General features: G+C 72.6%; 27 protein-coding genes. 13 read left to right on the forward strand and 14 right to left on the reverse strand.

Features of this window, described 5'->3' with window-relative positions; translation table 11 throughout:
* Positions 1-48 precede the first annotated feature (48 nt).
* Together FLL47_RS42860 and FLL47_RS12475 are read left to right on the forward strand one after the other, a co-directional pair.
* Complete coding sequence (locus tag FLL47_RS42860) at positions 49-984, forward strand: DMT family transporter (RefSeq protein ID WP_186315691.1); 936 nt, start codon at positions 49-51, stop codon at positions 982-984.
* Positions 985-1,149: 165 nt separating this feature from the next.
* Positions 1,150-2,481 carry an ATP-grasp domain-containing protein gene (locus tag FLL47_RS12475; protein ID WP_144120657.1) on the forward strand — a complete coding sequence of 444 codons (1,332 nt, stop codon included), beginning with the start codon at positions 1,150-1,152 and terminating at the stop codon, positions 2,479-2,481.
* Here the strand turns inward: FLL47_RS12475 and FLL47_RS12480 are convergent.
* Both FLL47_RS12480 and FLL47_RS12485 read right to left on the reverse strand, forming a co-directional pair.
* Positions 2,437-3,807 (reverse strand): hypothetical protein, encoded by a 1,371-nt coding sequence (locus FLL47_RS12480; protein ID WP_144120658.1) that lies wholly within the window; start codon positions 3,805-3,807, stop codon positions 2,437-2,439. The genes FLL47_RS12475 and FLL47_RS12480 overlap by 45 nt on opposite strands.
* 103 nt (positions 3,808-3,910) lie before the next feature.
* Positions 3,911-4,480, reverse strand: coding sequence for an HD domain-containing protein (locus FLL47_RS12485; protein ID WP_246157851.1), 570 nt, complete (start codon positions 4,478-4,480; stop codon positions 3,911-3,913).
* A 241-nt stretch (positions 4,481-4,721) separates the two neighbouring features.
* Between FLL47_RS12485 and FLL47_RS12490 the strand changes: the two genes are divergently transcribed.
* The 3 genes from FLL47_RS12490 (at position 4,722) to FLL47_RS12500 (ending at position 6,829) form a co-directional block, all read left to right on the forward strand.
* Positions 4,722-5,123, forward strand: a complete 402-nt coding sequence (locus FLL47_RS12490; protein ID WP_144120659.1) for a hypothetical protein — start codon at positions 4,722-4,724, stop codon at positions 5,121-5,123.
* Positions 5,124-5,380: 257 nt separating this feature from the next.
* Positions 5,381-6,358 carry an NAD(P)H-dependent glycerol-3-phosphate dehydrogenase gene (locus FLL47_RS12495; protein ID WP_144120716.1) on the forward strand — a complete coding sequence of 326 codons (978 nt, stop codon included), beginning with the start codon at positions 5,381-5,383 and terminating at the stop codon, positions 6,356-6,358.
* 96 nt (positions 6,359-6,454) lie between these two features.
* Entirely contained in the window at positions 6,455-6,829 is a 375-nt protein-coding gene (locus FLL47_RS12500; protein WP_144120660.1) for a VOC family protein, read from the forward strand.
* Between the two features lie 47 nt (positions 6,830-6,876).
* On the opposite strand, the gene FLL47_RS44710 is transcribed toward FLL47_RS12500, so the two are convergent.
* From FLL47_RS44710 to FLL47_RS12520, 5 genes are all read right to left on the reverse strand, one after another.
* Positions 6,877-7,008, reverse strand: coding sequence for a hypothetical protein (locus FLL47_RS44710; RefSeq protein WP_281286697.1), 132 nt, complete (start codon positions 7,006-7,008; stop codon positions 6,877-6,879).
* A gap of 26 nt (positions 7,009-7,034) precedes the next feature.
* Positions 7,035-7,445: a YkvA family protein gene (locus FLL47_RS12505; RefSeq protein ID WP_222106045.1), complete on the reverse strand. Its 411-nt coding sequence runs from the start codon at positions 7,443-7,445 to the stop codon at positions 7,035-7,037.
* An 8-nt stretch (positions 7,446-7,453) separates the two neighbouring features.
* A complete protein-coding gene (locus FLL47_RS12510) occupies positions 7,454-8,284 on the reverse strand; it encodes an aldo/keto reductase (protein ID WP_144120661.1) in 831 nt (276 codons plus the stop codon).
* Positions 8,285-8,357: 73 nt separating this feature from the next.
* Complete coding sequence (locus FLL47_RS12515) at positions 8,358-9,107, reverse strand: SDR family NAD(P)-dependent oxidoreductase (RefSeq protein WP_144120662.1); 750 nt, start codon at positions 9,105-9,107, stop codon at positions 8,358-8,360.
* 132 nt (positions 9,108-9,239) lie between these two features.
* Entirely contained in the window at positions 9,240-9,785 is a 546-nt protein-coding gene (locus FLL47_RS12520; protein WP_186315692.1) for a nuclear transport factor 2 family protein, read from the reverse strand.
* Between the two features lie 354 nt (positions 9,786-10,139).
* On the opposite strand from FLL47_RS12520, the gene FLL47_RS12525 reads away from it, so the two are divergent.
* Complete coding sequence (locus tag FLL47_RS12525; RefSeq protein WP_144120664.1) at positions 10,140-10,487, forward strand: PadR family transcriptional regulator; 348 nt, start codon at positions 10,140-10,142, stop codon at positions 10,485-10,487.
* On the forward strand, positions 10,484-11,590 hold the full coding sequence (locus FLL47_RS12530; RefSeq protein ID WP_144120665.1) for a hypothetical protein: 1,107 nt from the start codon (positions 10,484-10,486) through the stop codon (positions 11,588-11,590). The genes FLL47_RS12525 and FLL47_RS12530 overlap by 4 nt, the downstream gene beginning before the upstream one ends.
* Before the next feature lie 140 nt (positions 11,591-11,730).
* Here the strand turns inward: FLL47_RS12530 and FLL47_RS12535 are convergent, their stop codons facing one another.
* Positions 11,731-12,861 (reverse strand): lytic polysaccharide monooxygenase auxiliary activity family 9 protein, encoded by a 1,131-nt coding sequence (locus FLL47_RS12535; protein WP_144120666.1) that lies wholly within the window; start codon positions 12,859-12,861, stop codon positions 11,731-11,733.
* Positions 12,862-13,189: 328 nt separating this feature from the next.
* On the opposite strand from FLL47_RS12535, the gene FLL47_RS12540 reads away from it, so the two are divergent.
* Positions 13,190-14,872: a DHA2 family efflux MFS transporter permease subunit gene (locus FLL47_RS12540; protein ID WP_144120667.1), complete on the forward strand. Its 1,683-nt coding sequence runs from the start codon at positions 13,190-13,192 to the stop codon at positions 14,870-14,872.
* Positions 14,873-14,949: 77 nt separating this feature from the next.
* Here FLL47_RS12540 and FLL47_RS12545 read toward each other — a convergent pair whose 3' ends face one another.
* Both FLL47_RS12545 and FLL47_RS12550 read right to left on the reverse strand, forming a co-directional pair.
* Positions 14,950-15,174, reverse strand: a complete 225-nt coding sequence (locus tag FLL47_RS12545; protein ID WP_144120668.1) for a hypothetical protein — start codon at positions 15,172-15,174, stop codon at positions 14,950-14,952.
* Between the two features lie 120 nt (positions 15,175-15,294).
* The gene (locus FLL47_RS12550; protein ID WP_144120718.1) at positions 15,295-15,960 is read right to left on the reverse strand and encodes an NADPH-dependent F420 reductase; all 666 of its coding nucleotides are present in this window, start codon (positions 15,958-15,960) and stop codon (positions 15,295-15,297) included.
* 105 nt (positions 15,961-16,065) lie between these two features.
* Here FLL47_RS12550 and FLL47_RS12555 point away from each other — a divergent pair, with 105 nt between their 5' ends.
* The gene (locus FLL47_RS12555; RefSeq protein WP_144120669.1) at positions 16,066-16,989 is read left to right on the forward strand and encodes a GNAT family N-acetyltransferase; all 924 of its coding nucleotides are present in this window, start codon (positions 16,066-16,068) and stop codon (positions 16,987-16,989) included.
* Positions 16,990-17,111: 122 nt separating this feature from the next.
* On the forward strand, positions 17,112-18,164 hold the full coding sequence (locus FLL47_RS12560; RefSeq protein ID WP_144120670.1) for a hypothetical protein: 1,053 nt from the start codon (positions 17,112-17,114) through the stop codon (positions 18,162-18,164).
* 25 nt (positions 18,165-18,189) lie between these two features.
* Here the strand turns inward: FLL47_RS12560 and FLL47_RS12565 are convergent, their stop codons facing one another.
* From FLL47_RS12565 to FLL47_RS12580, 4 genes are all read right to left on the reverse strand, one after another.
* A complete protein-coding gene (locus FLL47_RS12565) occupies positions 18,190-18,963 on the reverse strand; it encodes a hypothetical protein (RefSeq protein ID WP_144120671.1) in 774 nt (257 codons plus the stop codon).
* Positions 18,964-19,060: 97 nt separating this feature from the next.
* Complete coding sequence (locus FLL47_RS12570; RefSeq protein ID WP_246157853.1) at positions 19,061-19,648, reverse strand: Rieske (2Fe-2S) protein; 588 nt, start codon at positions 19,646-19,648, stop codon at positions 19,061-19,063.
* Positions 19,648-20,202, reverse strand: coding sequence for a DUF6529 family protein (locus FLL47_RS12575; protein WP_144120672.1), 555 nt, complete (start codon positions 20,200-20,202; stop codon positions 19,648-19,650). The genes FLL47_RS12570 and FLL47_RS12575 overlap by 1 nt, the downstream gene beginning before the upstream one ends.
* Before the next feature lie 134 nt (positions 20,203-20,336).
* Positions 20,337-21,023, reverse strand: coding sequence for a hypothetical protein (locus FLL47_RS12580; RefSeq protein ID WP_144120673.1), 687 nt, complete (start codon positions 21,021-21,023; stop codon positions 20,337-20,339).
* A 214-nt stretch (positions 21,024-21,237) separates the two neighbouring features.
* On the opposite strand from FLL47_RS12580, the gene FLL47_RS12585 reads away from it, so the two are divergent.
* The 3 genes from FLL47_RS12585 to FLL47_RS12595 all read left to right on the forward strand — a co-directional run bounded on the left by FLL47_RS12585 (position 21,238) and on the right by FLL47_RS12595 (position 24,203).
* Complete coding sequence (locus FLL47_RS12585) at positions 21,238-22,887, forward strand: adenylate/guanylate cyclase domain-containing protein (RefSeq protein ID WP_144120720.1); 1,650 nt, start codon at positions 21,238-21,240, stop codon at positions 22,885-22,887.
* Complete coding sequence (locus FLL47_RS12590; protein WP_144120674.1) at positions 22,884-23,552, forward strand: Crp/Fnr family transcriptional regulator; 669 nt, start codon at positions 22,884-22,886, stop codon at positions 23,550-23,552. Before FLL47_RS12585 ends, FLL47_RS12590 begins: the two co-directional genes overlap by 4 nt.
* A 153-nt stretch (positions 23,553-23,705) precedes the next feature.
* Positions 23,706-24,203 (forward strand): hypothetical protein, encoded by a 498-nt coding sequence (locus tag FLL47_RS12595; RefSeq protein ID WP_144120675.1) that lies wholly within the window; start codon positions 23,706-23,708, stop codon positions 24,201-24,203.
* Positions 24,204-24,233 lie beyond the last annotated feature (30 nt).

A 24,233-nucleotide genomic window follows, 5' to 3' on the forward strand; every position in this document is an offset into this window, starting at 1 on the left:
CCGCACGCCGTCCGGTCACGGCGACGTGCGGACGGGCGGAGCGGATCCATGACCATTCTCAGCACCATCCTGGGTCTGCTCGCGGCCGCCCTGTTCGCGGCGGCGGCGGCCTTGCAGCACCGGGTGACCCGGACCGTGGCGCAGGCCCGCGGCGACACCGCCGGGCACTGGCTGCCGGTGCTGGGCACGGTCGCCAGGCTGCTGCGCAGCCCGGTGTGGCTGGCCGGGCTCGGCTGCAACGTGCTGGGCTTCGCCGCGCACGCCTCGGCGCTGCACACCGGTTCCATCGCGATCGTGCAGGCGCTGCTGGCGGTGCAGCTGATGTTCGCGCTGCCGATGTCGTACACCCGCACCGGCCGGCCGCCCGCGGCCCGGGACTGGCTGGGCACGGCCGCGGTCTGCGCGGGTCTGGCGGTGCTGGTGCTGACCCGGGGCGGCGTCGCGCAGACGGTACGCCGTGAGCCGCTGCCCGCCGTGCTGCTGGCCGCGATCGTCCTGATCGGCGTGCTGCTGACGGTCGCCCGCAGCCGCCTCGGCCGCACCGCGCGCACCGCGCTGACGGGTGTCGCCGCGGGCACCGGGTTCAGCACGACCGCCGTGCTCACCGTCGTCGTCGCCGACCAGCTCGCCGTCCGCGGCCCGGTGACGACCGCGCTGGACTGGCCGGTGTACGCGCTCGGCCTGTCCGGACTGGTCGCGGCGGTGCTGGCACAGGAGGCGTTCGGCAGCGGCTCGCTCCCCGCGGCGCTCACCGCGATGACCGTCGCCGATCCGGTGCTGAGCTGGTTGTGGGGCGCGCTGCTGTTCGACGAGGCCCCGCCGGCCGGACTGAGCGCGCTGTGGACGCTGACCCTGGCGGGTGCCGCCATCGCGGCCGGGGTGGCGCTGCTGGCCTACTCCCCCACGCTGCGCGTCGCTGCCGCAGGGCCATCCGCCGGCATCACACGCGCTGCCGGCCACGCGCCGTCGCCCGTCGAGCGTTGACGACGCCCGGCGGGACGTTCGCACCGAGGCGAAGTCGCGGCGCACCGTCCGTGCCGAGGCGTCGCCCCAGCGCACCGGGCCGTGCCGAAGAGTTCCCGTACCGTTCGCCGGAAGTACGCCCGTTGCGCGCCGCGCCGCCGCCCGCGATCGGCCACAGTTGCCGCCATGGCATGGGACCTGCACGACTACCGCCTGGTGACCGCCAGCGCGTACCCCGGCATGATGGCGCCGCTGACCGAACACCCCTCATGCGTCTGTGTGCTGTCCGGTGACGCCGACGGCGACCTGCCCGGCACCCGGGCGCTGTCGCTGGAGAAGCTGGACCGCGTACGCCGCCGCTGGCGTTTCGGCGACGTGGCCCGGCTGGCCGACTTCGTCCCCAAGGTGCTGGCCGAGACCCCGGCCGACGATCGGCCGATCCTGCTGGTGCCACCGCGCGCCAGCACCGCCTGGGAGAACGCCGCGGCGGCCTGGCCGGGCCGGGTGCGGCTGGCGGCCGGGCCGCTCGAGGTGGTGGAACGGCTCGCCGAGGACAAGGTCCATGTCCGCGCGGCATTGCAGGATCTCGGCGTGCCGGTGCCCGAGGCACTGGCGCTCGACCGGGACGAGCTCGACTTCACCGCGGTGGCCCGGCGGCTGGACGCGCCGTTCATCGCACAGACGCCCAACGGCGCAGGCGGGCAGGGTACCTATCTGGTACGCGACGCCGCCGAGCTGGCCGCCGCACGGCACGCGTACCCGCACGTCACCCGGTGGCTGCTGTCCCGCTACGCCGGGGACGTGACGATCAACGTGGCCGGGGTGGTGCACGCCGACGGCGTCCGCCTGCTGCCCGCATCGTTGCAGATCAGCGGCATCGCGCAGCTAGGCTACGCGTTCGGCGGCTACTGCGGCAGCGACTTCGCCGTGCCGCGCGTCGACCCCGGCGCGCTGGCGCAGGCATACCTGCACACCGAGCGCATCGGACAGTGGCTGGCCGCGCAGGGACACCGCGGCCTGTTCGGCGCCGACATCGCCGTGTGCGGCGGCGACGTGGCGTTTCTGGAGGTCAACCCGCGCATCCAGGGCTCGTCGTGGCTGCTGAGCCGGTTGCAGGAGCGGCACGGTCTCCAGCCCTGCCTGAGGCAGCACCTGCAGGCGCTGCTCGGCGAACCGCTCGATCCGGCCGACGCGGCACGGCCGGTGCTCGCCACCTCGGGCAGCCACCTGCTGGTCCGCTGGACCGGGCCGGGCGGCGTGGTGCGGTCGGTGCCACGGCCCGACTCGTATGCCGGGGTCCAGGTCACCGGACTGCCGGCGCTCGGTGTGACGCTGCTGGCGGGTGCGATCCTGGCCCGGCTGGAGTCCACCGCGAGCCTGTCCGAGCCGGACGGACGTGGCCTGCTGCCCGCCACTGCGGCGCTGGTCGCCGCGCTCACCGCGGCCGTCGCGGTCGAGCCGCTGCGCTCGCGGTCACCAGCGCCACTGGGCGGGAGCCGGCATCGGGTGGGCGCGTAGCCACCCGGCCGCCGACCGGGCCAGGCGGGCCAGCACCGGGGCGGCGAGCCAGGCCCAGACGACGCCGAAGAAGGCCAGCTGCGCGTACCGGCCTGCGGCCAGGTGGCCCGGCCAGTCGGTCAGCGGGTACCACAGGTCGCTCTCGACGACACCGAAGCGGCAGTAGTCCTCCTGCAGGTTCGCCTTGTCGTAGCAGCGCGGCGCGCCGCTGGACTCGAATACGCTGCTGTTCGCGCCGACCCACACCGACAGCGACAGCGCGCCCAGCAGCACCAGGTTCGCCCAGGCGCGGGTCTCGGGGCGGCTCAGCCAGACCGCCAGGGCCAGCGCCGCGGGCAGGACGGCGAGCAGGAAGAAGCGCGGCCCCCAGTACAGATCGCCGCTCCACGCCCACCAGTTGGCGTACACCGCGATCATGGCTCCGACGTAGATCAGCCACGACCGGTAGGCGCCCCACAGGTCGATCGCGTCCGGGTCGTAGAGCCCGCGCAGCCTGCGCCCGATCGGCAGGAACAGGCCCGGCACGAACCAGACGAGGCCCTTGCCGAACGAGAAGAGGATCGCCAGCACGCCCAGCGCCATCGGGTAGTCGAAGCGCTCGCCGGTGTACCCCTGGTCCAGCGGGTCGCCGCGGCGCAGCCACGCCTCCCCGAGCACCAGCAGCACCGCCGCCACGACCGGCACGGCATACCGCAGCCGGCGCAGCCGCACCGCGCGGTCGGCGGCGGTCAGCGCGAGCGCCGGGATCGTCGCCGCGATGTTGGCCGTGCCGAACGCCATGCCGGCCCAGCCGAGCCGCCGCTGCCAGGGGTGCGTGGCGGCGAGACAGGCGGCCAGCACGCCGACGCCGACGGTCGTCGCCGAGAACGTCTCGGCGTAGAAGTTCGAGATGTGCGCGGGGATCATGCTCCCGACGACCAGCAGCAGCAGGAACCGCCGGAGCAGCCCGGCATCGATCCGCCCCCGCAGTAGCAGGTGCAGCGCGAGCAGGCCGAGGGCGAAGACCGCCAGGTTGAAGTACGCCAGCCAGCCGTCCGGGCGGCCGGCCACCTGCCCCGCCAGCCACATCGGCGTCGCGAACAGCGGCCCGAGCAGCGAGTACCGGTCCTCGGACAGCCCTTCGCCGCTGAGCAGCTGGTCCAGCGCGTCGTAGCGGCGACGGGCGTCCCAGGTCACCTTGTGGTTGGCGAAGACCAGCGACAGCATGCCGATCCAGAACAGCGCCCATTCCACGGCCCGGGCGCGGCCGCACGGCGGCGAGACCGGATCGCTGCCCGGGAGTGCGGCCGGTGCGGTCGTGGTCTGCTCTCGGGTCTCTGCGGGCATTCAGCGAACCTAAGGAAGCAGCCGTCCACGACGCGACCGGCTTCGATTGCTGTTGGGTAACGGTCCACCGGGCGGGCCCAGGGGCGGGCTCCGCCCGATCGGATCAGGCCTCCGCGGCGGTCAGCAGGCGGGCCTGCACCCGGCTCGCCGCGGCCCGCAGGTACGGCGCCCGGCCCACGTGGGCGGCCCCGTGCGGCGAGAACGCCCCGTGGCGCCGCAGCACCTCGGCCAACCGGTCCTCCAGGAACACCGGCTCCCCGCGTACCCCCGTGGTCTGGTCGGCGCAGGCCAGCGCATCGGTCACCGCCGAGCGCTCGTCGCCGAACTCGGCCATGCCGGCGACGCCCTGCGCGGCAGCCAGGAAGGAAGCGCCGGAGTGGTGCGCCACCAGCGCGCACAGCCGCACCGGCCAGCCCCTGCGCCGCAGCAGGCGGGCCCCGTCCAGCGGATGGAACCCGGTGTCGCGAGCCGTGGCGGCATAGCCGATGTCGTGCAGCCACGCCGCGCACAGCAGCAGGTCCCGGTCGGCCGGGTCGACGGCGGCGGCGAGGTCGGCCGCGCGACCGGCCACCCCGGCGGTGTGCGACCACCGCTGCGGCAGATCGACCAGCAGCTCGTCGGCCAGGCACATGGCCCGGGCGGGCACGAGACGATCGATGATGATCAGCGGCACGTCCGTGACGGTAGGCCGGTACGCCACTCTGCTCAACCGATGTCGCCGACCGGCCTTCCACTGTTCGCCCGCTGTTCATCTGGCATGGCTGGACCTGCCACCGCACGGACACGGCCGGGCCGCCATCGACCGAACGCCTTGGTTGTTCGCTCCGCAACGATGTCCGATCGGTGGGCGCACTGAAACCGTTACCGGTTTAACGTCCACATCGCACTGTCGGGCGATCACGGGAGAGCGCGCCATGAGACCACGTCCATACGTGCGCTGCCGCGGCTGCGACCTCGTCGGGCCGGCCGAGCGCCTCGACTACGAGCTCAGCGACACCGGCGACGTCGACTGGGGCCAGCAGGTGACCTGGCAGTGCGCCGAATGCGGCTTCCTGGACTCGATCGCCTCGGATCAGGTGCTCGCTCTCGACGCCACGCACACCTGCGTCGACTGCGCGACGCACACCCCCTGCCCGGCCACGGCCGCGCGGGTCGAGTGCGACCGGTGCGGCCTCATCGGGCTGGGCCCCGCGACCACCGACCCGGAGATCGCGGGACAGTTGCGGGCCATCGAGGCGCTGCACGAGATGGAACTGCGGGTGCAGCAGGCGCTGCGGGACAGCCGCGGCGCGTCCGACGGACCCCGCCCCGCCTGACCGGCGGCCGCCGCCTGTGCACCGGCCGAGCGTCGGGGGTCAGCCGGTCGGCGCGCTCGGCGACCGACAGGACGACCGGGCAGGACCTCGCGCGCGGCGCGCGGCGCCGCGAAGCCACCCTGACGTCGACCGCATCGCCCGGCCAGGCCCACATGGCATGATTCCCTGCGACGACGGCCGGGATCCGCCCGGCGGCGAGGATCGGGCCCGGCGGCTGCCGCGGCGGGAGAGGCGGCGACGGCGTGCGGACCGCGGTAATGGGAGCGGGTTCCTGGGGCAGTGTCTTCGCCAAGATCCTGGCCGAGGCCGGCGGCGAGGTGACCATGTGGGCCCGCCGTGAGTCCATCGCCGAGGCGATCCGCACCACCGGCCGCAACCCCGACTACTTCCCCGAGGCCGCGCTGCCGCGAAATGTCACGGCGACCGCAGACCCGGCGTCGGCCATGGCCGGAGCCGACCTGGTCGTGCTCGCGGTGACCTCGCAGACACTGCGCGCCAACCTCGCCGCGTGGTCCGGACTGATCCCCGCCGACGCGACGCTGGTCTCCCTGATGAAGGGGATCGAGCTGGGCACGACGAAGCGGATGAGCGAGGTCATCGTGGAGACCACCGGGATCGACCCGAGCCGGGTCGCCGTGGTCACCGGCCCCAACATCGCCCCCGAACTCGTCGTCCGCCAGCCTGCCGCGGCCGTGGTCGCCTGCACGGACCTGGCCCGGGCGACCGCGGTACAGGAGGCGATCACCACGCCCTACTTCCGGCCGTACACCAACGACGACGTCATCGGGTGTGAGCTGGGCGGGGCGGTCAAGAACGTGATCGCGCTGGCTTACGGCATCGCCACGTCGATGGACCTGGGCGAGAACATCAAAGCGACCCTGATCACGCGCGGCCTGGCCGAGACGACCCGGCTCGGGGTGGCGCTGGGCGCCGACCCGCTCACCTTCGCCGGTCTGTCGGGGCTGGGCGACCTGGTCGCCACCTGCTGCTCGCCGCTGACCCGCAACCGCACCTTCGGCGAGCACCTGGGCCGAGGGCTGACCCTGGAGCAGGCGCAGGCGGCCACCCGGTACACCGCCGAGGGTGTGAAGAGCTGCCTGGCCATCCGGGACCTGGCGCACGCGCACGGGGTGGAGATGCCGATCACCGAGCAGGTCGAGCGGATCTGCCACGAGGGCGTCGACCCGAAGGTCGCCCTGGCCACGCTGATGAGCAGGCAGACCAAGCCGGAGTAGCCGTCAGCCGGCGGGCTCCTGCTACTGATCGGCCGGGACGCGGGCGCTCCAGGCGACGCCCCCGGGACCGGGTCTCGGCATGTGATCATGGGCGGCATGACCATGGCTCTGCACAGCATCACCGTCGACTGCCACGACTGCTACGCCCAGTCCCTGTTCTGGACGAAGGTCACCGGCTGGCAGGAGGACCCCGAAGACCCGAACAGCCCCGGCGACCCCAACGGCCGCCTGGTCGGCCCGCACGGCGTCAATCTGCTGTTCATCCCGGTGCCGGAGGGCAAGACCGGCAAGAACCGCGTGCACCTGGACCTGCAACCGCAGGAGCGCAGCCGCGACGAGGAGGTCGAGCGCCTGGTCGGCATCGGCGCGACGATCGTCTCCGACCAGCGCCGCCCCGACGGGCGCGGCTGGGTCGTGCTGGCCGACCCGGAGGGCAACGAGTTCTGCGTCGAGCGCGGCCCGCTGGGCTGACCGGAACGGGGGCCGGCGACGCGCCGGCCACCGTCGTCATGCCTGCGTCAGCAGGGCGCCGCGGTGTACGTCTGTCCCTGCAGGAAGACGTTGCCGGGCACGCCGCAGATCTGCGGGATGTGGTCGAGACCCTTGATGAAGCCGCCGCCGCTGATCGGGTCGGCGGTGCTGTCCGGCACCGCGACCTCGAAGTGCAGGCGCCGGATCAGCCGGGCCGCCTGCCCAGCCCGGCCAGCCGGGTGAGCGCCGTGAAGCCGTCGTCGGTGCCCGGCCAGTGCCGGCGGACCGCGTCCAGCCCCGCGCGGCGCACCACCGAGCGCAGCACCAGCGCGACGATGATCGCGTCGTCGGCGTACCCGATGATCGGCACAAAGTCGGGGATCAGGTCGAACGGCACGGCCAGATACGCCATCAGCAGCGCCAGCCGGACGCGCACGCCCCGCGGCAGGGTGCGGTCGGCGGCCAGCCGGCGCAGCAGCCGCAGCAGGTCCGGCAGCAGCCGCACCGCCTCGGCCAGCAGCGGCCCCTTCGGCCGGGCCAGCAGCAGGCCCACGACCAGCAGCAGCCACGACGCCAGCAGCGCCACGCCGAGGCCGATCAGCAGGTCCCGGCCCACGGCGGCGCTCAGTGTCCGACGAGGTCGGAGTCCACCGCCGCCCGCTCTCCCTGGTCGAGGCCCGAGATCCGGTCCATCTCCGGCTCGCTCAGCGCGAAGTCGAAGACGGCCAGGTTGTCGCGCATCCGCTGCGGATCGGCCGACTTCGGCACCGCGGTCAGCCCCAGCTGAAGGTGCCAGCGCAGCACGATCTGCGCCGGGCTGCGCCCGTGACCGGCCGCGACCTCTCCGATCACCGGATCGGCCAGCAGTTCCCGCCCCTGGCCGAGCGGGCTCCACGACTGCGTGACGATGCCGTGTTCGGCGTGGTAGGCGCGCGGCAGCTTGCGGGCGATACGCGGGCTGAGCTGCACCTGGTTGACGTCAGGCAGCACCCCGGTCTCGGCGCGCAGCCGTTCCAGGTGGGCCGGCTTGAAGTTCGACACGCCCACGGCGCGCAACCGGCCCTCCGCCAACAGCGCGACCATACCCTTCCAGGCATCGACGTAGCGGTCCTGCTCGGGGTTGGGCCAGTGGATCATCAGCAGGTCGACGTAGTCGACGCCGAGCCGGCCGGCGGACGCGTCGAACGCCCGGCGCACCAGGTCGCGGCCATGCCAGCGGGCATTGAACTTGCTGGTGACGAACAGCTCCTCCCGGGGAAGGCCGGCGTTCCGCATGCCCTGCCCGACGCCACGCTCGTTGCCGTAGTTCTCCGCCGTGTCGAAGAGCCGGTAACCCGCCTCGACGGCCTGCACCACGCAGCTCGCGGCCTGGGCGTCGTCCATCGGCCAGGTGCCCAGCCCGATGCGCGGCATCACCGCGCCGTGCGTGAGCTTCACCGTCGTCTCGTTGGTCATACCGCCATCCTCGCGCTCGAGCGTCCTGCCGTCACCTGCGGTCCCCCCTGGCCCGACCGGCGGCCCGCCCGGGTCAGACCTGGTTCATGCCGCCGTCGACGAAGAGCTCGATGCCGGTGATGAAGCTGCTCTGATCGGAGGCGAGGAAGAGCACCGCTTCGGCGACCTCCTCGGGGCGGCCCATGCGGCCCATCGGCACCCGGTCGATCAACGTCTGCTTGAGCTGCCGCGCCTGCTGCTCGTCGGCGAACAGGCCGTTGATGCCGGGCGTCTCCACGGGGCCGGGGCTCAACGCGTTGACGCGGATGCCGCGGTCCTTCAGCTCCATCGCCCAGGAACGGGCGAACGAGCGGACCGCCGCCTTCGAGGCCCCGTACACGCTGAACGCCGCCTCGCCGTTGGAACCCGCCGTCGACGCGGTCAGGATGATCGAGGAGCCCTCGCCGAGCAGCGGGAGGGCCTTCTGCACGGTGAACAGCAGCGCCTTGACGTTCAGGTCGAAGGTGCCGTCGAAGTGCTCCGGCGTCACCTGGTCCAGCGGCATGAACTCGCCGCCGCCGGCGTTGGCCAGCACCACGTCCAGGCCCTTGCCGCGCCGCCGGACCGCGGCGTAGAGCCGGTCCAGGTCCGCGTCGGAGGTGACGTCCCCGGTGACCCCGGTGGCGTTCGCGCCGATCCCGGCCACCGCTTCGGCGACCTGCTGCTCGCGGCGGCCGATGAGGAACACGTGCGCGCCCTCGGCGGCCAGCCGCCGGGCGGCCGCCAGCCCGATACCGGTGGTCCCGCCCGTCACCACCGCCGTCTTGCCGTCGAGCCGACCCACGACGCCCCCTCGTGCTGACCGGTGCCGGCCGGGGTCTCGACCGACTCCCCCATTGGTCCACACGACGGACCGGCCCGTCCCGCGAATCACGGATCGGGCCGGGAGCGCGGCACACCGGGCCGCGGCGGGCGGTCAGCTCAGGGCGTTCTTGGCCGCGGCACAGGCCGAGGAGGTGATGGGGCGCTTGCCACGGATACGCGAGACGAGCGCGACGTTGTCCTCGTAGAGGTGCATCGAGCGGATGCGCCCGGCCGACACGCTCAGGTGGATCGCGACCGGCGTGGACAGCCTGCGGCCGGTCGGCTTGATCACGTGGATGAAGTGGCCGAGCACCACCGCGTCGGCACCGTCGACCAGCAGCCTGTCCGCCTCGACCGCGCTGCGGCCGAGCTCGAACCGCGGCATGGTCAGCCGCAGGAAGTCGGCGGCCAGCCCGCGGCTGGCCATCCACGGCGCCGCCTCGGCCGCGGCCACGTAGCACTCGACCTCTTCCGCGAACAGCTCCGCGATGTGCTCCGCGTCGCCATCCGCCAGCCTGGCCAGGTACTCCTCGACGACCGCACGGGTGCCGGGCACGGTGGGGGCCGCCGGACGGCGCAGCGGGGCGATCCCGGTGGACTGCCCGACGGTGAGGCCGGTCCAGGGCGCGGACGCCACGGCCTGATCCTGGATCAACATGGGCGGAACGGTACCTTCGGGGCGACCCGGATCCCCAGCATCCGGGTTATCGGATAGATCACCTGCCGCTGCCGGAATGCGACCGGCGGCCCGCACGGTTGTACAACCCCGATCAGGAGCAACGGGACAAAACATCTCATACGCGACACCAGGGACGTAGGGTCACGACGGCCCGCGGTACCAGGTCGCGTAACCCGCCAGCGGCCCGGAAGCTCCCGCTCGGCGCGTGCCACGACGGTGCGGCCGCGCATCTGACGTCCCGCGACGCGATCGCCTCCGATCACGACTGTCCGGACACGACCTGCTCATATCTTCGTCCATTGCATATGTTTGCAAGACGTATATGCTCCCGGCATGGCTGAGTTATCCATGGGGGAGCCCGCCTTCCTCATCCTCACGGCGCTGGTGGCCGAGCCCAAACACGGCTACGCCGTGATCGAGGACGTGCTCGACATCTCCGGCGGGCAGGTCCGCCTGCACACCGGCACCCTCTACTCCGTACTGGACCGGCTGCGCGAGGGAGGCCTGATCGAGGTCGACCGCGAGGAGATCGTCGCGTCCCGGCTCCGCCGCTACTACCGGCTCACCGGTGTCGGGCAGGAGCGCCTGGCCGCCGAGACGGTGCGCCTGCGCCGCAACGCCGACGCGGCCGCCGCCCGGCTGTCCGGCTTCTCCCTGCGCCCGGGGACGGGAGTGGCATGACCGGCCACGATCCGCGGCTCGAACGGCGTTACGAACGCCTGCTCGCCCTGTTCCCGGTCGCGCACCGGCGGGAGTACGAGGACGAGATGATGGGCGTGCTCATGGCCGGGTCGGCACCGCAGCAGCGCTACCCCGGCCTGCGCGAGACGGCGAACCTGGTCCGCTGCGCGGTCTGGCTTCGGGTGGGCGGGCGCGGCGCGGGCTCCACGGACCGGCACTGGGCCCCCGCCGCCGCGGTGTTCGGACTGGTCGTGTGCTTCATGCTGCTCACCTACCGGCTGGGCGTCGTGGGCGCGGAGGTGCTCGGCGGCTGGCGCGTCGACGGGCGTCTGCTCATCCTGCCCGGGCAGTGGTGGTTCGCCATGGCCGGCTGGACGGTGGCCGTTGCTTTCGCGTTCACCAGGTTCCGTCTCGTCGCGGCCGCAGGCGCCTGGGCCGCGGGGCTCAGCGAGGTGGCGGTGGAGGTCGTCGACTACCCGACCTGGCCCAGCCACCTGGTGGAGGTCTGGTGGATGCTGGTGCTGAGCGGCGGCGCCGCGCTGGCTCTCACCGCGCGGGGCAGGGCCCGCCCGCAGGGGGCGCTGGGCGTCCGCCGTGCCGTCGTCATGTCGTCGGCCTTCGCCGTGCTGGCGATCCTGCCCTCGGTCGACGCGATGCTCGCGGTGGTGACCCGCTTTGGCGACGGCGGCTATTCGATCGGCGCGCTGGGCGGTTACAACGCACCCGGCTGGCTCGGCGGCCACCACGTCAGCGGCGTCATCACGCTGGTGCCGGGCATGATCTGCGCGCTGGTGATCCTGTACTGCCTGCTGCGGGCCAGCGCGCCGGTGTGCCGCCGGCTGGTGGCGATGTTCGCGCCCGCGCTGGCGCTGTACGTCGTCGTGCCACCGGTGTTCAACGGATTCCTCGTTTCGACTCAGCGGTTCGATCCGCCCGTGCTGCTCGTGCCCGGGCAGTGGGTGTTCCTGATCGCATTCCCACTGGCGCTCTTCATCGCCGGGGCGCTGCTGGTGGCGCGCGGCGAGCGGCATGCCTACCTGATCGAGCTGGGCCGGACCGCCGAGCGCGAGGCACGGCTCAAGCAGGCGGCCGCGACGTCCTGACCGGACCCCGTGCGGGCAGCGCCACGGGGGCGCTGCCCGCACGGTGTGCGAGGTCGGGAAGGGCACCTTCTACAACACATGGCGATGTGCCGAGCTGCTGCTCGTCTCGCTGACGCGAGCCGACGACGCCCTTCCTTCTGTCACGTGGGTGAGCAGGTGAGGGTGGGGGCGCCGTTGGCGGAGCCGGTGTAGCTGCCGAGGAAGCCGAAGGTGGTGCTGGCTCCCGCGGACAGTGCACTGTTGTGGGCGACGCTCTTGGCTGTGGCCGTCGACCCGCTGGTCGTTACCGTAGCGTTCCAGGCGTTGGTGATCTGCTGGCCGTTGGTCCAGGCTACGGTGACCGTCCACTTGGTGATCGCGGACGAGCCCGCGGTCACCTTGACCTCACCCTGGAAGCCGCCCGGCCACTGGCCGGTCAGCGAGTACGTCGCCGAGCAACCACCGGGCGGCGGCGGGGACGACGGCGCACTGGGCGAGGCCGACGGGCTGGCCGACGGCGGACGGCTCGGCGACGGTGAAGCCGACGGCGGGCGGCTCGGCGAAGCCGACGGGGACGCCGACTGGCTGGGCGTGACGCCGCCGAAGGTCACGTCGCTGCAGAAGTAGTACGACTGGTCCAGGTGGCTGGCCTGCCAGATGGTGTACACGATGTGCCGGCCGGAGCGCCCGCTGGCGGAGCCGCCGACCTGGATCGACACGCCGCCCGCGCTCTCCGGGGTCCACTGCGACGCGGGGGTGTTGCCGATCTGGCCGACCAGTTCCAGGTTGCCCCAGCCCAGCGGTTGTGTGATCGGGTTGTACCCCTGCTTGGTCACGTACACGCGGATGTAGTCCGCGCCGTGACTGGCCTGGTCGTAGAGCTTGACGCTGAAGTTGGTGCCGATCGACTGGGCCTTCCAGTCGCCGACCGTGTCCATGGCGTTGTAGCGGCCGCCCTCGGTGCGGCCGGCGCTGCACAGCTGGCCGTCCGGGATGGCGCCCTGGTGGTTGCCGGCCACGCCCTCGCGGAACAGGCCGTTCCAGTTCCACATGGCGTTCGGGTTGGCCTGCCAGGCCTGCCAGCACATCGGGTCCTGGGTGGCCATCGCCGGGTTCTGGAAGTCGCTGCCCCAGCGCTGCCAGCACCCGTAGTTGCGCGAGGCCGGGCTGACGATGTTGCCGTGCGCGTCGGCGATCTTCGCCAGCGCCGTGGTGAGCAGCAGGACCGAGGCTACGGCCACGATCAGCCCGTAGAGTGCGGCCCGCCGCCGAGAGGCGAGTGTGGTGGACATGGGAACTCCTTCGTACGGAGTGCCATGCACGCGTGGGCGGATACCGAGGGAGCCCGGGGCCGTCGCACCGCACGCGAACGCACGCATGGTCGGACTTCGACTTCAGCCGCGGCAGGCTGCCCCACTCCCGCGCTGCTACGTGGCTCCCGTAGCGGTCGAATCAGACCTTACGCATTACCTTGAATATGTCAATTTATCACTCTGCGTACACCTGATCGCACTGTTCGGTGACCAATCCGCAGCGCCACCCCGACAGGCGGACGGTACGGCGGAAGTCATCGCTCGAGGACTATGCTCCACCCGCTCGGACGCAGACAGGAGACGCGCCATGATCACTCAGCGCACGGCCGGTGAGACACCGGCTGACGACGCCCCGCCGCGCAACCCCTGGCTCATCCTGTCGGTGCTCTGCCTGGGCTTCTTCATGATCCTTCTGGATACGACGATCGTGAACATCGCGATCCCCGACCTCATCGACGACCTCGGCGCGACGCTGAACCAGATCCTGTGGATCCTCAACGCCTACATCCTGGTGTACGCCGTCCTGCTGATCACCGCCGGACGGCTCGGCGACATCCACGGCCCCAAGCGGCTGTTCATGATCGGCCTCGCCCTGTTCACCGTCGCGTCGATAGCCTGCGGGCTGGCCCAGGACCCGGCCCAGCTCGTCGTGTTCCGCATCGCGCAGGGCCTCGGCGGGGCGCTGCTGACCCCGCAGACGCTCGCCGTCATCACCACCATCTTCCCCGCCGAGCGGCGCGGCGCCGCGTTCGGCGTCTGGGGCGGCGTGGCCGGCCTGGCCACGGTCGCCGGGCCGACCCTGGGCGGCTGGCTGGTCTCCGAGTGGGGCTGGCGCTGGATCTTCTTCGTCAACGTGCCCGTCGGCGTGATCGCCCTCGTCATGGCCGCGGTCATCATGCCCGACCTGCGCTTCAACCGCCGCCACCGGCTCGATCTGCCCGGAACCGCGCTGGTCACCGCGGGACTGTTCGGCATCTGCTACGGCCTCATCGAGGGCGAGTCGCACGACTGGGGACGGGTGTGGGGCCCGGTCACCATCCCGATGGTCATCGCCGCCGGAGTGCTGATCCTGGCCCTGTTCGTCTGGCAGTCGCACACCCGGCGCGACCAGGAGCCGCTGATCCCGCTGCGGCTGTTCGCCGACCGCAACTTCTCCGTGATGAACGCCGTGGTCGCCGCGGTCTCCTTCGGCATGCTCGGACTGTTCCTGCCGCTCACCATCTACCTGCAGTCGGTCCTCGACCTCACCGCGCTGCAGGCCGGGCTCACCACCGCACCCATGTCACTGATCTCCATGTTCGTCGCGCCCGTCGCCGGCCGCCTGGCCGACCGCCACGGCAAGTACGTGCTGCTGGCCGGCATGACCCTGTGGACGGTCGGCCTCACCTGGGTCGTGCTCGCCGCGCAGGCCGGCTCTGACCGCGGCGACCTCCTGCCCGGCCTGCTCGTCGCGGGCCTCGGCCTCGGCGGCGTATTCGCGCCGCTGCAGACCATCGCCATGCGCGACATCGAGCCGCGCTTCGCAGGCGCCGCCTCGGGCGTCTTCAACACCACCCGCCAGCTCGGCGCGGTCATCGGCGCCGCCGCGGTGGGCGCGCTGCTCCAGGCCCGGCTCGCCGTCGACCTGGCCGCACAGGCCCGGACCGACGCGGCCGCACTGCCCGAGCCGTTCCGCGACCGGTTCGTCGCCGCGTTCGACGAGGCCGGATCACGCGGTATCGAGGTCGGCGCAGGTCAGAGCGGAGCGCACCTGCCCGCGGGCGCCCCGCCGGAGATCGCGCAGCTCGCGTTGACCACGTTCCACGAGGGCTTCACCGCGGCGATGAAGTCGACCATGGTCCTGCCCCTGATCGTGCTCGGCTTCGCGGCTCTGTCGGTGCTGCTGGTGAAGCGGCGCAGGACGGCGGACCCCGAACCGCGGCCGGCCGTGCCGGACGCCGTCACCGTCAGCGCGGACAGCGACGAACAGAGCGTGGGCGTGCAAGCCTGAACCGTTCGACCCGCGACGCGTGAATCGGCCGCCGTGGCGTCCGCCGGCCGGCTGGCGCTGCACGTCCGGCGAGGCGTTCAGCGGCCCGCGTTGCGCGGGTGGTTGCGCGCGGTGCGCTCGTTGCCGTGCCGGTAGTTGCCGGTCCAGCGGGCCATGACCTCCTGCGGGTCACCGGCCCGCACCTCGTCCAGGAAACGCTTGGCGCGCTCCCCGCGCAGCAGCGTCACCACGGCACGGTGGTGTGACACGGCGACGGTTCCGTCGGCGCGTACGGCGAAGTCGAATCCGTGGGGCGCGGGCACGCGGCCGATCCTGCCACGGGCCGAACCCGACCGCACCGAGATTTCCGCAGGCACCGCCTACCGCGCGTTGGGAAGGGCACCTTCTACAACGTATGGCGATGTGAAGGTGCCCTTCCTTTCTCAGGCGGGGTTGACGGCGGCGCGGACGGCGGCCGCGGGGGCGGGGGTGCCGTGGTCGTCGCTGAACGGGCCGTAGGGGGTGCCGTAGGCCGGGGTGCCTGGCTGGTACATGCGGCCGCCCGCGCCCAGGGGCCCGACGTCGACGGCGTCGTAGCCGATCGCGTCCAGGAACGCCGTCACGGCCGTCTTGGCAGCGGGGTCGTCGGAGGCGATGGGCAGTGCGGAGCGGTCTGTCGCACCGGCCGGGCGGGCCAGCGAACCCAGGTGCTTGAAGTAGATGTTGTTGAACACCTTCACCACGTGCGCGCCCGCCAGGTGGCGCTGCAGCAGCTCGCTGCTGGTGGCGCTGCCGTCGTCGAGGACCTCGATCTGCCCGTCGCGCTCGGGGTAGTAGTTGTTGGTGTCCATCACGACCTTGCCGGTCAGCGGTTCCGGCGGAACGCTGTCGTAGGCGTGCAGCGGCACGCTGACCAGCACCAGGTCACCCGCTGCAGCGGCCTGGGCGACGGTGCCCGCGCGGGCCCGCGGGCCCAGCTCGGCGGCCAGGTCGGCCAGCGTCTCGGGCCCCCGCGAGTTGCTCAGCACCACGTCATACCCGGCGGCCACGGCCAGCCTGGCCACGGTGCCGCCGATGTTCCCGCTGCCGATCAACCCGATCGTCGTCATCGCCCACTGCCTTCCGCCGTCGCCCGGCATGATCGCCGGCACCACGGTGGTCAACGGTCGACCCGCGCCGACGGTTCCGGGGGCCCGTCCTCGTAAGGTCGCGGCATGTTCAGCGTGCGCGAAGCGACCGGGCCGGAGATCGAGCAGTGGCGGGCGGAGTGGGTGCGGCGGCTGCGGGAGCGGTATGTCCGGTGCTACACCGACCCGGCGACGGTCGACCGGGAGGTCGAACGCAGCCTCGCCAACCAGCGTGACGACGCGGGCGGGCGGGTCTACGCGGTCGAAGCCGGCGGCACGACGGCCGGTTTCCTGGCCCTCGGCGGGTCCCGACCACGCCGCCCGGAGCAGCGCAGCCTGCACGACCTGTGGCTGGCACCCGAGCACCGCGGCCGAGGGCTGGGCCGCGCGCTGGTGGCGTGGGCCAGGGAACGCGCCACGTCGGACGGCGGCAGCCGCCTGGCCGTGGTGGTCGCGCCCGGCGACCTCGCCGTCGACGCGCTCTTCGGCGCGTACCCGCTGCGGGCGCAGCAGATGGTCAAGACGGTGACCGCCGAGGTCTCCCTGCCCGCCGGGGTCGCCGGACGGCCGATGACCCCGGCCGACTTCGGGCCGTGGCGGGAGCAGACGATCCGGACATACGCCGAGGAGATGGCCGCCTCGGGCAGCCGCTCCCCCGCCGACGCGCTGGCCGCGTCCGTCGCCGAGCACGACGAGCTGCTCCCCGAGGGACTGCGCACCGCCGGGCACGCCTTCTGGTGCGTGGCCGCCGGGGACGAGGTGGTGGGCACGATCTGGCTGCGTCACGCATTCCTGCCCGGGATGAGCTTCGTATTCGGCGTGGACGTGGACCCGGCTCACCGGGGCCGCGGCTACGGGCGGGCGGCGATGCTCGTCGGCGAGCAGGCGACCGCGGCGGCGGGCGACGCCCGGCTGGGGCTGAACGTCTTCGGCCACAACACGATCGCCATGCGCCTCTACGACTCGATGGGCTACCGGATCGTCGAGCAGTACCGCGCCGAGGACCTGTAGCGCCGCGGCGACCGCGCGCCGGCATTCATTCGCCAGTCGGGTTCCGACAGATTCGTTGAGATCGTTAGATCCACATGTTTGCATGTATCGAGTTACCGTCCCGTCACGGAAAGGTATCGGACATGCTAAGACCGACTCGCGTGCTCTCCACCCTGGTGGGGATCGTCGCCATGCTCGGCACGCTGCTGGTCGCCGGCACGCCCTCGCAGGCTGCCGTGCCCAACCGGTTCGGCTTCGTCCTGTGGAACGGCGCGGCGGTGGTGCCCGGGGGAACCTACCCGGCGGCCACCACCGTCGTGCCGCTGGCCGTCGGCCGTTACCAGGTCACGTTCCCGGGTCAGGGGTTCAGCGGCGGCGTCGTGCACGTCACCGCGATCAGCAACGGACCCCGCTGGTGCCAGGCGGAGGCCTGGGGCCCGTCGGGCGCCAACGAGATCGCGATCATCCGCTGCTACCGGGTGGGCGGGGTGCCCGACAACAGCGGGTTCAGCGCCATCTTCACCACCAGCTCGGGCCCCGGCGCGTCCGGGCCCTACGGCTACGTGGACACCCAGCCCACCGGCGTGATCATCAGCCAGTACAACGCGTCCGGCGCGGGCAACCTGGTCACACCGCTGGGTGTCGGCCAGTGGAGCGTGAAGTTCCCGAACATCGGCTCCGGCGGGCCGATCGACGGCAGCGCGCAGGTGACCGCCGTCGGCACCGTGGGCACCCGCTGCAAGATCCGAAACTGGACCTCGATCCCGGCCCAGCAAGAGGTCATCGTGTTCTGCTTCAACTCGGCGGGCGCGCTGGTCAACAGCCGCTTCACGGTGTCGTACCAGCAGAAGGCATCGCTCTACGGCGCGGGCTTCCCGCCGCAGAAGTTCGGCTACCTCTGGAACGCGCCACCGGTGGGCCCGGCGTTCACCAACTTCAACTCGGTGCTCGGCTACAGCGCGAACACCCTCATCTCGGCAGGCCCCGGACTGTCCCTGGTCACCTTCCGCCAGATCGGCTTCGCGCCGCTCACCGTGCAGGTCACCGCGGCCGGTTCGAACTCGAACTTCTGCGGGCTGAACTTCCCGTGGACCATCGCCGGCGTCGATCTGTACGTCCGTGACGTCAGCTGCTACACCAACGCCGGCGCGGCCGTGAACACCGGCTTCACCGTCAGCGCCAGCTCGCGCGTCTGACCGGCCCGCGGCCACGCCCGGCTCCCTACCGGGCGTGGCCGTCACCGTCCTCCCCCGCCGGGTCCTTGCCCGCCACCGCCACCGTCGCCGCGGCCGCGGCGAGCAGGGCGCGCAACCGGTCGTGCGGGAAGTCTCCGCTGCCGGGTGGCGTGGTGCGGACGCTGTAAAACTCAGGCTCGCCACCGCCGGGCTGGTGCGCCCACTGATTTCCGTTCTCGTCCCGCTGCCAGACCACGCCCGCGCCGCGGAAGTCGGCGCGCGCGAGCCAGTCGGCGGCACGCGGCCAGTAGCCGTGCCAGCCGTCCGGACGCAGCGAGTCGAACGCCGCGTCGACCATGGCCTCGGCCTGCGCCGCGTCGTCGTCGAACACGGCGGCGAACCGGGCCAGCAGCGCCAGGGCCGGGCCGGGGTGCGGCAGCAGTGGATCCCGCGCGGCCAGCGCACGGCAGGTCAGGTCCAGTTCCGACCAGCGCAGCGCGTACGGGTGCCAGTGCGCCTGATCGTCCCAGCCGAGGCAGGCGTCCTCGGCGTCACCGGGCCCCTGGATGCCGAGACTGTGATACCCGAGGACCGGGCTGAGTTCCAGCACCAGCCGGTGGCCGCCGCCGACGTCGAATACGGCGGTCATCTCGGGCTCGTCCTCGTCGTCCTCGTCGTCGAGTGCGGCTTCCTGCTCGGCCAGCAGGTCCGCGAGGTCACCGAGCCGGTCCGAGCCGGGTCCGTCGTCGTGCGCGAACTGATAACGCGCCCAGAAGACAGGATCGTGCCAAGACTCGCGCAGCAGATCAGGTACGGCCATCACACGATCATGGCGCACGAACCAGCAGCCCTTCAACATCACCCCGCGCCGTCTACCTCCCACCGACAACGACAAGAAGGTGCCTTCCTTCTTGAGGTCAGGCGCGGAAGACGCCGGTGGCGTCGGACTTGACGGCGATTTCGCGGAGGGGGCGGTTGGCGGGGCCCCCGGCCACGGAGCCGTCGGCGGCACGGAAGCGGCTGCCGTGGCAGCCGCACTCGATGACGCCGTCGGCGACGCTGGTGACGATGCAGCCCTGGTGGGTGCAGACGGCGGAGAACGCCTTGAACACGCCCTGCTGCGGCTGGGTGACGACCAGACGCTCGGCTTCGAGCACCACGCCGCCGCCCACCGGCACCTTGCCCGCCTCGACCAGCGGCTTGGCCTTCGGCGGGGCCGCAGCGGTGGCGCCGGGACCCGTGGTGCCCGGTGCGGGGCCGGGACCCGTGGTGCCCGGTGCGGCGCCGGGGCCAGTGGTGCCCGGTGCCGGGCCGGTCGTGCCGGGGACGGGCTCGGTCGGTAGCGGCTCGGCCGCGGTGTTCTCGCCGTAGGTCTGGCAGCCTGCCAGCAGGGCGGCCGCCCCGGCCACGCCCGCCAGCACGGCCCGGCGTGAGGCGCAGCCGGCCGCGCAGCCGCCGGTGGTGGTGGTGGTGGTGGTGTCGTCGTGCATCTCGGTCTCCCGCATCAGAAACGCACCCCGATCGTGGTGAAGTACCAGAACGACGAGGTCAGCCACAGTCCTATCAGGAGGGTGAACACCGCACCGCCGAGCAGCGGCAGGGTCCACCCGGGCAGCCCGCGTTTGGGCAGGCTCAGCATCTTCACCGTGAACGCGCCGAAGAAGAAGCAGCCCAGCAGCGAGTGGACCAGAGTGCGGGTGTCGTAGGTGGCGAAGCCCAGCGCATACAGGCAGTGCACGGCCACCGGCACCGTCAGCAGGAAGGCGAACCGGCCCGACCAGCGGTGCAGCGTCCCGATCCAGGACGGCACCCGCGACCCGAACTTGCCCCACATCGCGAACGCGCTGACCAGTTGTACCAGCGCGAGCAGCGCCGCCCCGCTGGCCAGCCACACCTTCACCGTCTGCGGGCCGGAGAAGCCGGCCACGTTCACCGCGATCCCGGTCGGGGTGTGCACGCTGCCGTAAACGCCCAGGGTCACCGTCACCACCGCGCCGAGCAGCAGCGGCACGTACAGCCCTGCCGCCGAGACCCTGGTGCGCCTGGTCTGCTCGCTCATGCCTTCTCCTCGCTGCGCTCGTCGGCGGCATCACCGAGCCTGCCGATTCGCTCGCACTGCTCGCTCATGCCCTTTTCCCTTCCTGCTTGCCGGTGGCGCGAACGGCCACGAGTTGTCGGCGACGCTCGTCCATGTCAGTTCGTGGTCAGCGCGCCGGTGACGGGCTCGGCGGTCAGCGCCGCGCCGTCGACGGTGACCGCCCCGGTGGCCGGGTCGATCGCGGGTGCCGGCTGCGGCACGTCGTCGACGGTGACGACACCGACCTGGCTGCCGTCGGGCAGCACGATCCAGCCGCCGACGACCTTGGCGTTGCGTACGGTCGCGGTGGCACGGTATAGGCCGGACGGTTTGGCGACCGCTTTGACGGTGAAGGTCCACTTCCGGCCGTTCGCGGTGACCGTGCCGGTGGCCTTGCCGCCGCCGAAGGTGCCGGTGAGGGTGGCGCCCTTCTTGCCGGTGAGCGTCAGCTTGCCGTCCGCGGCAGTGCCCTGCAGCCACACCTCGGCCTTCTTGCCGTCGCACAGGTATGCCACCGCGACGCCGTCGGTGACCGAGATCGCGATCGTCGCCCCGCCGCCGTCGACGGTGCCCGCCCAGACGGCGTTCACCTTGGCGGCGGGCGCAGCCGGGGACGCGTCCGCCGTAGGCGGGGCCGCGGGCGGCGCGGACTCGGCGGGCGCGGTCGTGGCCGGCGCGGCGCCGAACCCGACCGGGTCCGGGTCGTCGCCGCCGCGTGCGGTGACCGTCAGGTTCACGGTGATCAGCACGGCCGCGAGCGCGAGTCCGGCCAGCAGCGTGAGCAGAGGTCCGTTGCGCTTCATGGTCAGCTCCTAACGCCGCCGGACACAGCACCGGCGACGGGTCCAGCCAACCGCGGATGCGGGCGGCGGTCTGCGTACTAGTCCACACAGCGGATTCGCGACAGTTCTGCGGCGGTGTCGCGGGGCGTAGGGTGTCGGCGTGTCGCGGCCCTTCCTCCCTCCCGCCGTCCAGCCGGTGCGCGCCCTGGTCTGGCTGCTGCATCTGGCGCTGCCGATGGCGGGGCTGTGGCTGCTGCTGGCCGTGCCGGGCGCCGACATCTCCTGGCACGACGCGCACAGCCACTTCTGGCTGGTGCTGGTGGTCGCCGCGGTCAACGTGGTGCTGGGCCTGCGGATCTCGGCCGTGGCACGCAAGCGGGCCGACGCGCGGCTGCTGCTGGTGTCACTGGCGTTCCTGGCCAGCGCCGGCTTCCTGCTGCTGCACGCACTGGCCACGCCCGGCGTGCTGGTGCATCACCCCACCGTCGGCTTCGACATGTCACAGCCCGTGGGCCTGGCCGTCGCGTCGGTGTTCGCGCTGGTCTCGTCGCTGCCGCTGGAGGGGGCCCGGGGCGCGGCGGTGCTGCGGGCCCGGCCCTGGCTCCAACTCGGACTGTGGCTGCTGATCCTGGGCTGGGGCGTGATCGAGCTGCTGGACCTGCCGCCGCTGAGCGCCCGGCCCGGCCCACGCGACGTGCAGGGTGCGATGGCCTGGGTCACCGCGGCCACGGTCGTGCTCTACCTGGTCGCCGCGCTGCGCTACTTCGCCATGCACCGGCGCAAGCCCGCCGCCATGCTGATCAGCATCGTCACCGCGTTCACCCTGCTGGCCGAGTCGAGCGTGGCGGTGCTGCTGGCGTACAAGTGGCAGCTGTCCTGGTGGGAGTGGCACCTGCTGCTGGCGTTCGCGTTCGGCTTCGTCGCGTACAGCGCCTACGTGCAGTACGGCCGCGAGGGCGGCAGCGCAGGCCTGTTCGACGCGATCACGCTGGACCAGACCGCTCGCGCGATCCGCGCCGAATACGGTGCGGCGCTGGAGGAGCTGGTCACCGCGCTGCAGGAGCGCGAGCGCACCGGGGCGGCCACCGGGCCGGTCTCCGCCCGGCTGGCCGAACGCTTCGGGCTGACCGAGGGCCAGACCGCGGTGCTCGACCGGGCCGCCGCGGCGCTGTCGGCCGAGCGGGAGGTGTCGCGCACGCTGGGCACCCTGTTCCGGCACTACCTGTCGCCGGACGTGGCCGCGGCGCTGCTGGCCGACCCCGACCAGGCCGCGCTCGGCGGCGAGGTGGTCCAGGTGACCGCGCTCTTCGCCGACCTGCGCGGCTTCACGACGTTCTCCGAAGGCGTCGAACCGGCCGAGATCGTACGGATGCTCAACCGCTACCACGGCGTCGCGGTGCCGGCGATCCTCGACAACGGGGGCACCGTGGTGCAGTTCGTGGGCGACGCGCTGCTGGCGCTGTTCAACGCCCCGGCCCGGCAGCCCGACCACGCGCTGCGGGCCGTACGCGCGGCACTGGCCATGCAGCGCGGGGTCGACGCGATCGCCGCCGGGCACCCCGACTGGCCGCGTTTCCGGGTCGGTGCGAACACCGGCCCGGCGCTGGTCGGCAACATCGGCAGTGAGCAGCTGCGAGGCTTCAACGCAATGGGCGACGCGGTCAACGTCGCGGCCCGCCTGCAGACCCTCGCCGAGCCCGGCCAGGTCGTCATCGGCGAGGCGACCCGCCTGGCCGCCGGGCGCGCGATCATCGTGCAGCCGCTGGGCGACCTGCCGGTCAAGGGCCGGATCGCCACGGTACGCGCATACGCCGTCACGGGGATGCACACCGCGGTGCGGGCCCCCGCCCATGCCGCCGACGAGCGCAGCGAGGAGAGGGCGTGAGCGGTGATTTCTGGAGCCTGCTCACCCCCGCCGAGCAGGAGCAGTTCACCCGGCGCAGCGCCCTGCGCCGGTGGAGCCGGGGCGAGGTGCTGTGCCGGGAGGCCGACCGCTCCGACTGGGTCGCCATGCTGCGCGCCGGACGGGTCAAGGCGTCCTCGCACACCGCCGCGGGCGGCGAGGTCGTGCTCGCCGTACGCGGACCCGGCGCGCTGCTCGGCGAGCTGTCGGCGGTCGACCGCGCGCCGCGTTCTGCCACGCTGACCGCGCTGGAGCCGGTGACCGCGCTGGTCATGGCGCTGCCGGAGTTCGAGGCATACCTGCAGGCCCACGGCCGGGTGGCGTTTCTGCTGATGCGGCTGCTCACCGAGCGGCTGCGCGACGCCGACCGCAAGCGGGTCGAGTTCGGCGCGCAGGACAGCACCGGCCGGGTCGCCGCGCGCCTGGTCGAGCTGGCCGAGCGGTTCGGCCGCCCGGACGGGGACGCGATCGCCATCGCGCTGCCGCTGTCCCAGGACGAGCTGGCGGGCTGGGTGGGCGCGTCCCGTGAGGCGGTCAGCAAGGCGCTGGGCGTGCTGCGGGCCGCCGGCTGGATCCGCACCAGCCGGATGTCGGTGACCGTGCTGGACCTGGCCGCGTTGCGGGCACGCGCCGGTCTGTCCGGTTGATCGGCCCGGTTGCCGGCCGCCCGCCCGGGACTCGGCCGTGTCGCAGGCGCGCGCCCGGTCGCCCGGTTGAGTAGATTGCCCCGTGTGCACCGTTCATCGACATCCACCCGGCCGCACGGTCTCCGTCCCGGCCGCCGGTCTCTGCCGGCAGTTGTGATCGCGGCGCTGCTGCCGGTCCTCGCCGCGTGCTCCGGCGTCGAGCACGCCGCGCGCGAACCCGACCCCGTCGAGCACGGCGCGCTCATCAACGTGGTCCGCAACGGGGGACGGCCCTTCCGCGACGAGAGTGCGATGGTGCTGCCCGACGGCTCGTGGCGCACCTACCGGGGCGGCCGGGACAAGGCGACCGGCGTGCTGACCTCGCAGCAGCAGGCGCAGCTGACGGCGCTGCTCGCCGATCCGCGCCTGCGGGACGAGGGTCGGCAGAGCCACCCGCCGGTCGTTTGCCCGGACGCCTTCCGGGTCTGGGTGTACGTGGTGCACCCGGACCGCAACGTCACCATCGGATACGCCGAATGCCCGGACGCCGCGGCGCCCCCGGTGGCCGCGGGCATCGCACAGCTGCTGATGGATGCGACGGACTGGGTCGGAGTGCAGGCCATGGTCGCCGGCCCCGGTGGCCCACCAGGCCGCATAGACTGGCACACATGAATGGAGCACCGCCGGCAGGCAACCGACCCG

It is taken from the genome of Catellatospora sichuanensis (assembly GCF_007483665.1).
Taxonomy (GTDB): domain Bacteria; phylum Actinomycetota; class Actinomycetes; order Mycobacteriales; family Micromonosporaceae; genus Catellatospora; species Catellatospora sichuanensis.